Source organism: Microbacterium sp. (assembly GCF_035556355.1).
In the GTDB taxonomy this organism is placed as follows: domain Bacteria; phylum Actinomycetota; class Actinomycetes; order Actinomycetales; family Microbacteriaceae; genus Microbacterium.
In genome coordinates this window covers 15934-29292 of sequence record NZ_DATMFG010000009.1, presented here as the reverse complement: position 1 = coordinate 29292, position 13359 = coordinate 15934, and the positions used below count along the sequence as shown (strand labels likewise).

Below are 13359 nucleotides of genomic sequence, written 5' to 3'. Positions count from 1 at the left end.
CCTAACCGCGAGAATCGGCACGGGAGAGCACCGCGACCGCCTCGACGTGATGCGAGTTGGGGAACAGATCGAGCGCGTGCACGGCGGGTGTCTCATAGCCCCCCACGCGGAACGTCGCGAGGTCGCGCGCGAGCGCGACCGGGTCGCACGCGATGTAGACGACGGTCGCCGGCGACAGCGCCACGATGCCCTCCACGACCTTGCGCCCCGCCCCCGAGCGCGGCGGGTCGAGCAGGACGACGCCGCGCGACAGGCGTTCACGCTCGGCGGCGGACGCCTCGTCGGCGAGCCGCGCGATCCAGCGGTCGACGCGCGCGGTCTCGGCGCGCGCACCCACCCACTCCGCGAGGTTCTCGCCCGCGTGCTCGGTCGCGCGCGCATCCGACTCGACGCTCGTCACGCGCGTGGAGGCGCCGCCCAGCTCTCCGAGCGTCGCCGCGAACAGGCCCACCCCGCCGTAGAGGTCGAGGTGCCAGGCATCCGGGTCGATCGCGGGGCCGTCGGGACGCGTCTCGCGCAGGAGCGACGACACGAGCGACGTGAGCGAGTGGGCCGCGAGCCGGTGCACCTGCCAGAACCCTCCCGCGTCCACGCGGAACTCGCGCCCGCCGACGCGCTCGACCACGACCTCGCGTGCGGGATCGCGCTTCGCGGAGGCCGGAGGTGGTGACGGATGCCGCGCCCCGCCCGCCTTCGCACGACCGCGTCGCCCGCCGGGGCGTGCCCCGCGCGGCGCACGCTCGGGACGCGGGATCACACGCACGCGGCCGTCCGCCGGCTGCGCGAGGTCGACCCGGCCAGGGGGCATGTCGCGCAGCTCGACGGCGACGCGCTCGACGTCCGGCGTCGCGAGCGGAAGGTCCTCGACCTCGATCACGCGGTGGCTGCGCGCGGCGTACGGCCCGATGCGCCCGTCCGCGTCGACGTGAAGGCTCACGCGCGTGCGCCAGCCGGTGCCGTCCTCGGTCTCCTCGCCGATCACCTCGCCCTGCGGGGAGACCTCCGCGAGCGCGCCCTGGAGCGTGACGGGGACGTCCGTCCCGCCGATGCGCTGCAGCGCGTCCTGGACGACCTGCAGCTTCAGCGCGCGCTGCGCGTCGAGGCGGATGTGTCCGAAGTCCGCTCCGCCGGGCCTCTTCTCGGGCGGGATGTCGATGTCGGCCTGTCGCCACACGTGGGGCCGCCGGTCGGCCGACGGCTCGAGCACGTCGATCGCCTCGGCGCGCCAGTAGCGCCGCTTGTCGGCATCCGGTCCGGCTTCGGTGAGGCGGGCGCGGATGCGCTCACCCGGGATCGCGTCGGGCACGAAAACGACGCGACCTTCGTGCCGGGCGACGAACACGCCGCCGTGGGCGACGCCGGTGACGTCGAGATCGATGAGGTCGGGGGACTGCACGTTCCAACCCTTTCATGACGCGGGCCCGCGACACGGCACACGCCCCGCCCGCCGGTACGGTGGGCGCATGCGCGTGTGCCTCGCCTCGACCTCGCCCGCCCGGCTCATGCTCCTTCGGCAGGCGGGGATCGAACCCCTGACGCTCTCGCCCGACGTGGACGAAGACGCCGTCATCGCGGCGGTCGAGGCCGCCGAGGGCCGCACACTCGACCCCGACGAGCACGTGCTGCTGCTCGCGCGGCGCAAGGCGGCGGACGTGGCCGCGCGCCTCGCCGATGACGATCCCGACTTCGACGGCATCGTCATCGGGGGTGACTCGATGTTCCTCTTCGAGGGCGCCGTGCTCGGCAAGCCCTACACGCCCGAGGCGGCGCGCGAGCGCTGGCATGCGATGCGGGGGCGCTCGGGGGTCCTGCACTCCGGACACGCCGTCGTGCGCGTTCGGCCGGGCGAGTCGCCTCGCGAGGCGCACGGGGTGGCCGAGGCATCCGTCTTCTTCGCCGGTGATCTGACGGATGCCGAGATCGACGCGTACATCGCATCGGAGGAGCCCCTGCACGTCGCCGGCGCCTTCACGATCGACAGTCTCGGCGGACCGTTCATCGATCGCGTCGAGGGCGACCCGTCGACCGTGGTCGGCATGTCACTGTCGAGGCTGCGACGGCTCGTGCGAGAGCTCGGAATCGAATGGACGGATCTCTGGCTGCGCAGCTCACCGTCGGGCGGCTCGCACGAGGGGTGACGCAGGGGCGAAACCCCTTGTAGTTGGACGCCCACGTTTTTCGACCGTTCTTGTGCGATGCACCCAAATCGCGCGGGTTGCCGCTCGGTAGGCTGGCATCCATGCCTCGAATCGCCAAGGTTCTCATTGCCAACCGCGGCGAGATCGCCGTACGCGTCATCCGCGCCGCACGCGACGCAGGCAAGTCATCCGTCGCCGTCTACGCCGACCAGGACCGCGACGCGCTCCACGCCCGCCTCGCCGACGAGGCGTACTCCCTCGAAGGCTCCACGAGCGCCGACACATACCTGTCGATCGAGAAGATCCTGTCGGTCGCGCGCCGCTCCGGCGCCGACGCCATCCACCCCGGCTACGGCTTCCTCGCCGAGAACGCCGAGTTCGCGCGCGCCGTCATGGCGGCGGGCCTCACGTGGATCGGACCCTCGCCCGAGGCGATCGAGGCCCTCGGCGACAAGGTCACCGCGCGTCACGTCGCCGAGAAGGTCGGCGCCCCCCTCGCCCCCGGCACGCCCGGACCGGTCGCCGACGCGAGCGAGGTCGTGGCCTTCGCCGAGCAGCACGGGCTGCCGATCGCGATCAAGGCCGCGTACGGCGGCGGCGGGCGCGGTCTGAAGGTCGCCCGCACGCTCGACGAGGTCCCCGAGCTGTTCGAGTCCGCGACGCGCGAGGCCATCACGGCGTTCGGGCGCGGCGAGTGCTTCGTCGAGAAGTACCTCGACAAGCCCCGCCACGTCGAGACGCAGTGCCTGGCGGATGCGGCGGGCAACGTCGTCGTCGTCTCGACACGCGACTGCTCGCTGCAGCGCCGCCACCAGAAGCTCGTCGAGGAGGCGCCCGCGCCGTTCCTGACCGATGAGCAGAACCGCATCCTCTACGAGTCGTCGAAGGCGATCCTGCGCGAGGTCGGCTACGTCGGCGCGGGAACGTGCGAGTTCCTCATCGGCGCGGACGGCACGATCTCGTTCCTCGAGGTGAACACGCGTCTCCAGGTCGAGCACCCCGTGTCGGAGGAGGTCACCGGCATCGACCTCGTGCGCGAGCAGTTCCGCCTCGCCGAAGGCGAGGAGCTCGGCTACGACGATCCTGCGACCGAGGGCCACTCGATCGAGTTCCGCATCAACGGCGAGGACCCCGGGCGCAACTTCCTCCCGCAGCCCGGACCGATCCACGTGTTCAAGACGTTCGGCGGCCCCGGCATCCGCCTCGACTCCGGCGTGACGGCGGGCGACTCGGTGAGCGGCGCATTCGACTCGCTGCTCGCGAAGATCATCGTGACCGGCCGCGACCGCGCCGAGGCGCTCGAACGCGCCCGCCGCGCACTCGACGAGTTCGAGGTCGCGGGACTCCCGACCGTGCTCCCCTTCCACCGCCGCGTCGTGCGCGACCCCGCATTCACCACCGAGGACGGTCGATTCGGCGTGTACACGCGCTGGATCGAGACCGAGTTCGAGAACGACATCCCGCCGTGGGACGGCGAGCTCGAGGCACCCAAGCCCACCGAGCACCGCCACACGGTCGTGGTCGAGGTCGCCGGCAAGCGGCTCGAGGTGAGCCTTCCCGACCGCATCGTGACGACGCCGACCGCGGCCGGCCGCCCCGCAGCGGTTCCGCCCTCGCGCCGCTCGCACGCGCCGACCGTGGTCGCGGGAGCATCCGGCGACGCCGTCAAGGCGCCGATGCAGGCGACGATCGTGAAAGTCGCCGTCGAGGAGGGCCAGCAGGTCGTGAAGGGCGACCTGGTCGTCGTGCTCGAGGCCATGAAGATGGAGCAGCCGATCCAGGCGCACAAGGACGGCGTGATCGGCTCGATCAACGCCGATCCCGGCGCGACGGTGTCGGCCGGTCACCAGCTGCTCACGATCACCTGACGCGCCGCGCCTCGCCCGGCATCCGCTTCGCCGGATCCGACCCCGGTCCCCGGGTCGGGACCCCTCGAGATTGCGCGAACACCGATCGCGACGGCGCGGGGGCGGTCGTCCGCGCAATCTCGGCGCGCCGCGGGCGGTCCGGTGCGCGGGGGAACCGATAGGTTGCGTGCATGACCCCCCGTCGCCTGCCGTTCGTCGTGGCATCCGCCATGGTCCTCGTCGGATGCTCCGCCGCCACCCCCGAGAGCCTGCCGACGCCCGTGTTCGCCGCAACACCGCCTGCGTCCGACGCGCCCTACGAGCGACCCGCGGACGACTGGGTGACCCACTTCGCCGAGTTCGCCGCGCGAGACGAAGCGGCCGCGACAACGCGATTCTGGGGTTCGTTCGGCGACCCGGGGACGGTCGCCGCGTCCGACACGCGCGACGCCACCCTCCCCGCCGGCGAACACCTGGTCATCGTCGACTGCGGCGGCCCCCAGCAGGTGACCATCACGCTCTCCGGACTGGACGACGAGGGGTCCGAGCCCGCCGAGCCCTCCGAGACCTACGAGCTCGAGTGCCCGGGAGGGGTCGCCCTCGACCTGACGACCGCACGCCCCGGGATCGCGGTCCTGGTCGACCCGCACGGCGAGGCGGGGGCCTACATGGTGCGCATCGACCCTGAGCCGAACCTCACGCTGCCGTAGTCCCGGCTCCTCGCCCACACGCGCCGAGATTGCGCAAATGACGATCGTGCGCACCGGGCGGGCGTCATTCGCGCGATCTCGACGGCCGCGGCGAACGATCGGCGAGACGGCCGCACAGGTCCGAACCTCGACGAGACGGATGCCGCGGCATCCGCACCCCGCGTCAGCCGGTGACCGCGCCCGTCTGGTCGACGATGTGCATCGCGCGCGTGGCATCCGTGATGCTGCCCGACAGCGACGGGTAAACCGCGAACACGCGCGACACCTGGTCGACGGTGAGGCGACGTTCGACGGCGATCGCGATCGGGTAGATGAGCTCCGACGCGCGCGGGCCGACGATGACACCGCCGACCACCGTGCCGCTGCCGGAGTGGGCGATGATCTTCACGAACCCGTCTTTGATGCCCATCATCTTCGCGCGCGCGTTCGCGGCGAGCGGGAGCTTGTGGACCACGCCGTTGATGAGGCCCTCGTCGACGTCCTTCTCCTGCCAGCCGACGGTCGCGATCTCGGGTGCGGTGAAGATGTTCGACGTGATGCGACGCGGCTCGAGCGGGATCACGGCGTCACCGAGAGCGTGGAAGATCGCGGTGCGGCCCTGCATCGAGGCGACCGACGCGAGCGGGATGAACGTCGTGCAGTCGCCGGCGGCGTAGATGTTCGGCACCGACGTCCGCGCGACGCGGTTGACCTGGATGTGGCCCGACTCGGTCATCTGCACGCCCGCCTCCTCGAGGCCGATCCCCTGCGTGTTGGGGATCGAGCCGACGGCCATGAGGCAGTGGCTGCCCTCGACGGTGCGACCGTCCGACAGCGTCACGACGACGGTGTCGCCGTGCCGCTCGACGCTCTGCGCGCGGCACTTGCCGAGCACGGTCATGCCTCCGCGCTTGAAGACCTTCTCGAGCACGGCCGCCGCGTCGCGGTCCTCGCCGGGGAGGACGTGCTCGCGGCTCGACACGAGCGTGACCTTCGCGCCGAGGTTCATGTAGGCGCCCGCGAACTCGGCTCCCGTGACGCCCGAGCCGACCACGATGAGGTGCTCGGGCAGCGCCGTCATGTCATAGAGCTGGGTCCACGTGAGGATGCGCTCACCGTCGGGCACCGCGCTGGGCAGGATGCGCGGCGACGAGCCCGTCGACACGACGAGCGTGTCGGCCTCGATGCGGTCGAAGTCGGTGCCGCCCGGGCCGGTCGACACGACGACCGCGTGCGGGCCCTCGAGGCGTCCGTGGCCCGAGACGATGCGGACGCCCGCCTCGACGAGCGACGCGCGCATGTCGTCGGACTGCTGCCGCGCGAGCGAGAGGAGCCGCCGGTTGACCGCGCCCAGGTTGATCGCGATCTCGGGCTTGAGCGGCTTTCCGTCCTTGCCCTTGGCGAACAGCTGCACGCCGAGGTCGCTCGCTCCCGCGATCGCGACGGCGGCGTCGGCGGTGGCGATGAGCGACTTCGAGGGCACGACGTCGGTGATGACCGCCGAGCCTCCGACACCGGCCCGTTCGACGACGGTGACCTCCGCTCCGAGCTGGGCTGCGGCGAGAGCCGCTTCGTAGCCGCCGGGGCCGCCGCCGATGATCGCGACGCTCTGGGTGCGCTCGAAGCTCACAGACATGACGACCATTCTTTCAGTCGCGACGCGTCGCCACGACCGCGGGGGCGGCATCCGTGGCCCGGGGCGGTCCGCGGCGCTACCGTAAGGGCATGCCGAACACCATCGACAATCCGCTCGACGATCCCGCCGCCGATCCGTTCGCCGTGGCCGAGGAGGCCGCAGGAGACATCGCGCGACTCACCCGGGTCGAGCGCCACGACATCGCCGTCACCCTCGGCAGCGGATGGGGCAAGGCGGCGGACCTCATCGGCGAGACGACCGTCGAGATCCCTGCCACCGAGGTGACCGGCTTCGGGAAGTCCGCGGTCGTCGGTCACGCCGGCACGCTCCGCAGCATCGTCACACCGCGCGGCAAGCGCGTGCTGGTCATCGGATCGCGCACGCATTTCTACGAGGGCCACGGGGTGCGGCGCGTCGTGCACAGCGTGCGCACGGCCGCCGCGACGGGCGCACGCATCATGGTGCTCACCAACGGCGCCGGTGGTGTAAAGAGCACGTGGCGTCCCGGCCAGCCCGTGCTCATCAGCGACCACATCAACCTGACCGCCGCGAGCCCGCTCGAGGGCGCGACCTTCGTCGACCTCACCGATCTGTACTCGATCCGTCTGCGCGACCTCGCGCGCACGATCGACCCGACCCTCGACGAGGGCGTGTACTGCCAGTTCCGCGGCCCGCAGTACGAGACCCCCGCCGAGGTGCGCATGGCGAAGACCATGGGCGGTCACATCGTCGGCATGTCGACCGCGCTGGAGGCCATCGCGGCGCGAGAGGCGGGCATGGAGGTGCTCGGCATGTCGCTCATCACGAACATGGCCGCCGGCATCCAGACCACTCCCCTGAGCCACCAGGAGGTGATCGAGGCGGGCCGCCAGGCGGAGCCGGTCATCTCCAAGCTCCTGGCCGGAATCGTCGGGGCGCTGTGAACGAGTCGGTGCTCGAGAAGGCGCGGGCGTGGCTCGCGCAGGATCCGGACGGCGAGACCCGCGCCGAGCTCCGGGAGATCATCGAGCGCGCGGAGTCGGGCGACTCCGACGCGATCGCCGACCTCGAGGACCGCTTCGGAACTCGCCTGCAATTCGGCACGGCGGGGCTGCGCGGGGCGCTCGGCGCCGGCAGCAACCGCATGAATCGCGTGCTGGTCGCGCAGGCGGCGGCGGGCCTTGCCGCCTATGTGCTCGAGAAGGCGGATCCGGATGCCGCAGACCCCCCGCTCGTCGTCATCGGCTACGACGGGCGGCGGAACTCCGACGTGTTCGCACGCGATTCGGCCGAGCTGTTCACGGGTGCGGGGCTGCGCGCCGTGATACTGCCGCGCAAGCTCCCGACGCCGGTGCTCGCGTTCGCCGTGCGCGAGCTCGGAGCCGCGGCGGGCGTCATGGTCACGGCGAGCCACAACCCGCCCGACGACAACGGCTACAAGGTGTACCTCGGAGGCGAGGACGACGGCGCGCAGATCGTCCCGCCCGCCGACGCCGAGATCTCCGCGCACATCGAGCGCGTCGCAGCCGAGGGCGACATCACATCCCTCCCGCGCTCGGTCGCATTCGAGACGGCGCCCGAGTCGCTCGTCGACGCGTACGTCGAGGCGACCGCCGCGGTCGCGCCCGCGCCCGCGGGGGCGGACGGACTCACGTGGGTCTACACCGCGATGCACGGCGTGGGGTGGGAGACCTTCTCGCGCATCGTCGACGCAGCAGGCTACCCGCAGCCGACGACCGTCCCGGAGCAGCTCGAGCCGGACGGCACGTTCCCTACCGTCGCGTTCCCCAATCCGGAGGAGCCGGGTGCGATGGACCTCGCGTACAAGACGGCCCGCGAAGCGGACGCCGAGCTCATCATCGCGAACGACCCCGACGCCGACCGGCTCGCCGTCGCCGTCCCCGACGAGTCCGCCGAAGGCGGCTGGCGGCGCCTCACGGGCAACCAGGTCGGACTGCTGCTCGGCTGGCGCGCGGCGCGCCTCGCGGCCGAGTCCGGCCACATCGACGGTGCCTCACTCGCATGCTCGCTCGTGTCGTCGCCGGGGCTCGAGGTGGTCGCGCGCCATTACGGGCTGGATTTCCACGCGACGCTGACGGGGTTCAAATGGATCTCGCGCGCGCCCGGTCTCGTGTTCGGCTACGAAGAGGCGCTCGGATACCTCGTGAACCCTGAGACCGTGCGCGACAAGGACGGCATCTCGGCCGCGGTCGCGCTCCTCGGCATGGTGGCGGAAGCGCGCGAGCGGGGGAAGACCCTCTCCGACCTCCTCGACGAGTTCGACGAGACGTTCGGCTTCTTCGCGAGCGACCAGGTGTCGGTGCGCGTGGACGACCTGTCGGTGATCGGTCGCATCATGGGGGCGCTGCGGGCGCAGCATCCGTCGTCCATCGGCGATGTCGACGTCGAGCGCGTCGACGACCTGCTCGAAGGGTCGGACGGCGTGCCGCCCGCGGACGTGCTGCGGTACACGCTCGCCGACGGCTCACGGCTCGTCGTGCGGCCGAGCGGCACGGAGCCGAAGCTCAAGCTCTACCTCGACGCGCGCGGCGAGTCGGCCGACGATGCGCGGGCCCGCATCGCGGCGCTCGCGGCCGGTGTCAAGAGCCTGCTCGACGATCTCTCGTGAGGCAGCGCGCCGAAGTTGCGCAATGGACAAAACGCGATATATCGTGACTGACCTCGGATTGTCCCCAAGAGAGCGAATCGATGGTCACGGAACGAGATGACGACCCGGATGCTGCATCCGCTCGCCCTTCGCACGACCGGCCGCCCGCGACACCCGAGTCCCCGCTGACGGCCCCGGCCCTGGCCGGCGCACCGGACGCGGTGGCAGCCGAGACCGGCGCGACGCCGACCGTCGAGCCGCCGGAGCAGTCCGAGCGGTCCGACGAGCCGGAGCAGCCGGATCCGCCGCACTGGCTGCGGCGCATCGTCATGTTCCTGAGCGGCCAGACGGTGAGCCTGTTCGGGTCGATGCTCGTGCAGTACGCGGTGTTCTGGTACCTCACGATCACATACCAGTCGGGGCTCATCATGATGCTCGCGGCCGTGTTCGGGTTCCTCCCGCAGGCGGTCGTGTCGATCTTCGCAGGCGTGTGGGCCGACCGGCACAACCGCAAGCTCATCATCATGGGGGCGGATGCCGCGATAGCCGCCTCCACGCTCGCCCTCGCGCTCATCATGATGACGGGCTACGACGCGGTGTGGCTCATCTTCCTGACGCTCGCGATCCGCTCGGTGGGCCAGGGCATCCAGCTCCCCGCCGTGTCGGCGCTCGTGCCGCAGATCGTGCCGACGCGCAACCTCATCCGCGTCAACGGCATCAACGGGTCGATCCAGTCGGCGCTCGCGCTGCTCGCCCCGGCCGCCGCCGGCGGCATCTATGCGTGGGCGTCCGCCGCCTCGGACGGCGCTGCCGCATCCCTCGTGCCGATCTTCTTCATCGACGTCGTGACGGCGGTCATCGGCATCGGCATCCTCGCGTTCATCCCGGTGCCGACGATCCGCCGCGCTGCCGACGCGCACGTGGGCTACTTCGCCGACCTCGTCGACGGTGTGCGCTACATCGTCCACCACGCGTTCGTGCGGTGGCTGCTCGTGCTGTTCGCGATCATCTTCCTGCTGATGGTCGCGCCCTCGAACCTCACGCCGCTCATGATCGTACGCTCGTTCCCCGCGGGCGAGACGCAGGACGTCGTGAACCTCGCGATCCTCGAGGTCGCCTTCAGCATCGGCATGATGCTCGGCGGCATCCTCGTGGCGTCGTTCTTCGCGAAGCGCAGTCGCATCCGGCTCATCGTCGCCTCGTCGCTCGTGTTCGGCGTGCTGTCGGTGGGGCTCGGGCTGTCGCCGACCGTGTGGGTGTTCTTCGGCTTCATGTTCCTCGTGGGCCTCGCCGTGCCGTTCTTCTCGACGCCGTCGATGACGCTCCTGCAGGAGACCGTCGAGCCCGAGCGGCAGGGACGAGTGTTCGGGTTCGTCGGCATCGTCATGGCCGTCGCGATGCCGATCGGCATGCTCGTGTTCGGGCCGCTCGCCGATGTCGTCTCGATCGAGGCGCTGCTGGTCGCGGCGGGCCTCCTGACGTTCGTCGCCGTCGGCGCGGCGGTGGGCCTGCCCGCGGGCCGGCGGGCGCTCGCCGCCGCGCGCGTGGCGGCCGCGTCCGGCGACCCGGCGAAGGGGGCCGCGGCCGCCGAGGCGGCGATGCGTTCCGATCCGTGATGCGGCTGGGTGCGGCATCCGTCGGCTCTAGGCTCGATTCGTGCTGTTGAACACCCCGATCGCGCTCGAGAACGACTTCGTGCGCCTGGAGCCCCTCTCGCACGACCATGCGGCCGATCTCGCCGTCGCCGCGGAAGGCCTCGACCGCGCCTGGTACACCTCGGTCCCCGCGCCGAGCGAGGTCCACGCCGAGATCGATCAGCGGCTCGCGTGGCACGCCGAGGGGCACATGAACCCGTGGGCGATCCGGCGGCTCGAGACGGGCCGGGTCGTGGGCATGACCACGTACTGCCACATCGACCAGCCCAACCGTCACGTCGAGATCGGCTCCACGTGGATCGCGCTCTCGGCGCAGCGCACCGCCGTCAACACGGCCGCGAAGCTGCTCCTGCTCGGCCACGCGTTCGACGAGTGCGACGCGATCGCGGTCGAGTTCCGCACGCATTGGCACAACCGTCAGTCCCGCGAGGCGATCGCGCGGCTCGGCGCGAAGCAGGACGGCGTGCTGCGCAACCACCGCTTCGGCCCGGACGGAACGCTGCGCGACACGGTCGTCTTCTCGATCCTCCCGCACGAGTGGCCGACGGTCCGGCGCGGTCTCCAGGAGCGGCTCCGTCGCGGGTAGCCCCTTCGTGATTCCGCCGTTCGGGGCGGATATCCGACTTCGGGGCGGATATCCTGCGCCCCGAAGCCGGGAACGCGCCCCGAACAACACGAGTCCGGATGCGGCGGCTCAGCCGTCGATCACGGCGACGAGCTCGTCGAGGAAGCCGCCGAAGTCGGTCGCACGCCGGACGATCCGCTGCACGCTGTCGCGTTCGCTGAACACCTCGACGAACTGCTCGAAAACGGTCTGGAACGCCTCGCGGTCGGCTTCCGAGAAGGCGACGAGCGCCACGACCTGCACACGCCCCTCGCCCCACGGCATCGACGGCTCGGCGATCCCGATCGCGATCGACGTGCGCGCCGCCGTCATCGCGAGCGCGTGCGGCACCGCGAGCGCGTCGGTGAAGGCTGTGGACGACAGCCGCTCGCGCTCGATCGAGCGCTCGATGTACTCGTCGTCGATGACCCCGAGGGTGACGAGGCGTGCGCCGAGCGCGCGGATCACATCCTCTTCGCGCGGGCCGCGCTCGGCGGCATCCGGGTCGAGGTCGTCGGGCAGCCGAAGGAACGCCGAAGGCTCGAAGTACCGCTCGAGCTCCGCGCGGAGGCGCCGCAGGCGTCGGGAACGGCGGATGCGGCTCGCCACCGTCTGCACGCGCTCGATGTCGGCCTCCGTGAGGAACGGCTTGATCCGCACGAACCGCTCCCCGTGGCCCGGGGGCGGATCGATCGTCGTGAGGACGATGTCCGAGTCGATGCGGTCCCAGTCGGGGTCGACGCGCGTCTCTACCCCCACGACCTCCACCGCGCGGCCGAGCGAACGGTCGACGCTCGAGCGCAGCAGCTCGTGCAGCTCGTAGTACCCGGGGCACACGATCGTGGCCGTCAGCAGCTGTTCGGCGCGGCGGTTGCGCTCGAGCTGCCCGCCGATGTGCATCGCGATGTACGCGATCTCATCGTCGGGCAGCGGGATGCCCAGGCGCTCCTGCAGGCCGACCGCGATGAACACCGCGACCTCGAAGATCATCGGGTACGTCGACTTGAGCGACCTGGTGAGCGGGTTGCGCGACCACGCGCGCTCGCGGGCGCGCTGCGCGAGATTCTGCACGTGCAGCGCGAGCCGCAGCACGAAGTCGGGGTGGACGATGTCGACGAGGAACTCCGCGGCCGCCCGCTCCACGACCTCGCGCACGGCCGCCTCGATCTCGGCATCGACCCGCGCGCGGGCGCGCTCTCCAGGTGCCGAGCCGGATGCCCCGGGCGCCACGACCCGCGTGAGCACGAGCGTCGAGAGGTGCTGGAGGTCGCCCCGGCCCAGCCGCACGCCGAGGTGCTTCTCGGCGAGGGCGCCGATGATGTCGGCGACCTCGCCCTGCGGCGCGCTGTCGGCGGCGCCCGCGTTCTCGAGCGGGCGCCCGTGGGCGACGCGGTCTGCCGCGATGGCGATGTGCATCACGACATCGGCGATGCCGATCTCGTTGACGAACCACCCGAGCCCGCCGAGCCTCTCGACCAGCTCGGTCTTGAACGGGCCGAACGCGCGCGCCCCGACCGAGTCCTCGCCCAGCGAGCGGCGCAGCGCGGCGAGGTCGAACGAGCCGGCGTCCATCTCGTCGTGCGCGAGACGACTCAGCAGCCGCCTCTGCGCGACCTCGGTGCCGACCAGCCGCGCGCGCGACTGCGAGCGCTCGAGGGTGAGCTCCGTCCCGCCGAGCAGTCCGCGTACGCGAGCGAGGTCGGCGTCGAGGGTCGCGGGGCTCACGAACAGCGAGTCGGCGGTCTCGAACACGTCGATGCCGTCGGGGTCGTCGAGCAGGCGGCGCACGAGCGTGTGGAGGCGGTCACGCGGGGTGCCCTCGTCGGCGGGACCCGCGCGCAGCGCGGCTGCGGCATCCGTCGTCGCCCGATAGCCGCGCGGCCCGGACTCGACCGCGACGGAGGGCGCCACCCGCGCGTTGATCGCGGTGACGTACGAGCGCACGCTTCGCGGGGTGACCCCAAGGGAGTCGGCCAGCGCGGCGGCCGTGACCCAGTCTCCGTCGCGCACGAGAAGGCCCAGCAGCCGGTCCTGTCTCGCTCGCGTCACGCCGTCCCCTCCGAAACCGGCGCAGCGTCGCGCCGCCCTTCGAATCAGTCAACCACGAGCCGCGACGGGCGGGGCCGCCCCGTTGCGCCCGACGGGAGCGCCTGTCGCGGATTTCCTCCCCCGCGGAAGAAGGGGTGGTTGTCGCCTCTCAGCG

General features: G+C 71.6%; 10 protein-coding genes. 7 read left to right on the top strand and 3 right to left on the bottom strand.

Annotated elements, in window-relative coordinates:
* Position 1 precedes the first annotated feature (1 nt).
* Positions 2-1396, bottom strand: coding sequence for a class I SAM-dependent RNA methyltransferase (locus VNR19_RS01890; protein ID WP_325723347.1), 1395 nt, complete (start codon positions 1394-1396; stop codon positions 2-4).
* 67 nt (positions 1397-1463) lie between these two features.
* Between VNR19_RS01890 and VNR19_RS01885 the strand changes: the two genes are divergently transcribed.
* The 3 genes from VNR19_RS01885 to VNR19_RS01875 all read left to right on the top strand — a co-directional run bounded on the left by VNR19_RS01885 (position 1464) and on the right by VNR19_RS01875 (position 4695).
* Positions 1464-2138 carry a Maf family protein gene (locus tag VNR19_RS01885; RefSeq protein WP_325723345.1) on the top strand — a complete coding sequence of 225 codons (675 nt, stop codon included), beginning with the start codon at positions 1464-1466 and terminating at the stop codon, positions 2136-2138.
* Positions 2139-2239: 101 nt separating this feature from the next.
* Positions 2240-4006 carry an acetyl/propionyl/methylcrotonyl-CoA carboxylase subunit alpha gene (locus VNR19_RS01880; protein WP_325723343.1) on the top strand — a complete coding sequence of 589 codons (1767 nt, stop codon included), beginning with the start codon at positions 2240-2242 and terminating at the stop codon, positions 4004-4006.
* A 170-nt stretch (positions 4007-4176) separates the two neighbouring features.
* A complete protein-coding gene (locus tag VNR19_RS01875; protein WP_325032882.1) occupies positions 4177-4695 on the top strand; it encodes a hypothetical protein in 519 nt (172 codons plus the stop codon).
* A 163-nt stretch (positions 4696-4858) separates the two neighbouring features.
* Here the strand turns inward: VNR19_RS01875 and VNR19_RS01870 are convergent, their stop codons facing one another.
* The gene (locus VNR19_RS01870) at positions 4859-6310 is read right to left on the bottom strand and encodes an NAD(P)H-quinone dehydrogenase (RefSeq protein ID WP_325032883.1); all 1452 of its coding nucleotides are present in this window, start codon (positions 6308-6310) and stop codon (positions 4859-4861) included.
* An 89-nt stretch (positions 6311-6399) separates the two neighbouring features.
* Between VNR19_RS01870 and VNR19_RS01865 the strand changes: the two genes are divergently transcribed.
* From VNR19_RS01865 to VNR19_RS01850, 4 genes are all read left to right on the top strand, one after another.
* Complete coding sequence (locus VNR19_RS01865) at positions 6400-7233, top strand: purine-nucleoside phosphorylase (RefSeq protein ID WP_325723340.1); 834 nt, start codon at positions 6400-6402, stop codon at positions 7231-7233.
* Positions 7230-8918: a phospho-sugar mutase gene (locus tag VNR19_RS01860; RefSeq protein ID WP_325723338.1), complete on the top strand. Its 1689-nt coding sequence runs from the start codon at positions 7230-7232 to the stop codon at positions 8916-8918. The genes VNR19_RS01865 and VNR19_RS01860 overlap by 4 nt, the downstream gene beginning before the upstream one ends.
* Before the next feature lie 80 nt (positions 8919-8998).
* A complete protein-coding gene (locus tag VNR19_RS01855; RefSeq protein ID WP_325723336.1) occupies positions 8999-10513 on the top strand; it encodes an MFS transporter in 1515 nt (504 codons plus the stop codon).
* A 40-nt stretch (positions 10514-10553) separates the two neighbouring features.
* The gene (locus VNR19_RS01850; RefSeq protein ID WP_325032887.1) at positions 10554-11138 is read left to right on the top strand and encodes a GNAT family N-acetyltransferase; all 585 of its coding nucleotides are present in this window, start codon (positions 10554-10556) and stop codon (positions 11136-11138) included.
* A gap of 108 nt (positions 11139-11246) precedes the next feature.
* Here the strand turns inward: VNR19_RS01850 and VNR19_RS01845 are convergent, their stop codons facing one another.
* Entirely contained in the window at positions 11247-13205 is a 1959-nt protein-coding gene (locus VNR19_RS01845; RefSeq protein WP_325723333.1) for a BglG family transcription antiterminator, read from the bottom strand.
* Positions 13206-13359: the final 154 nt, after the last annotated feature.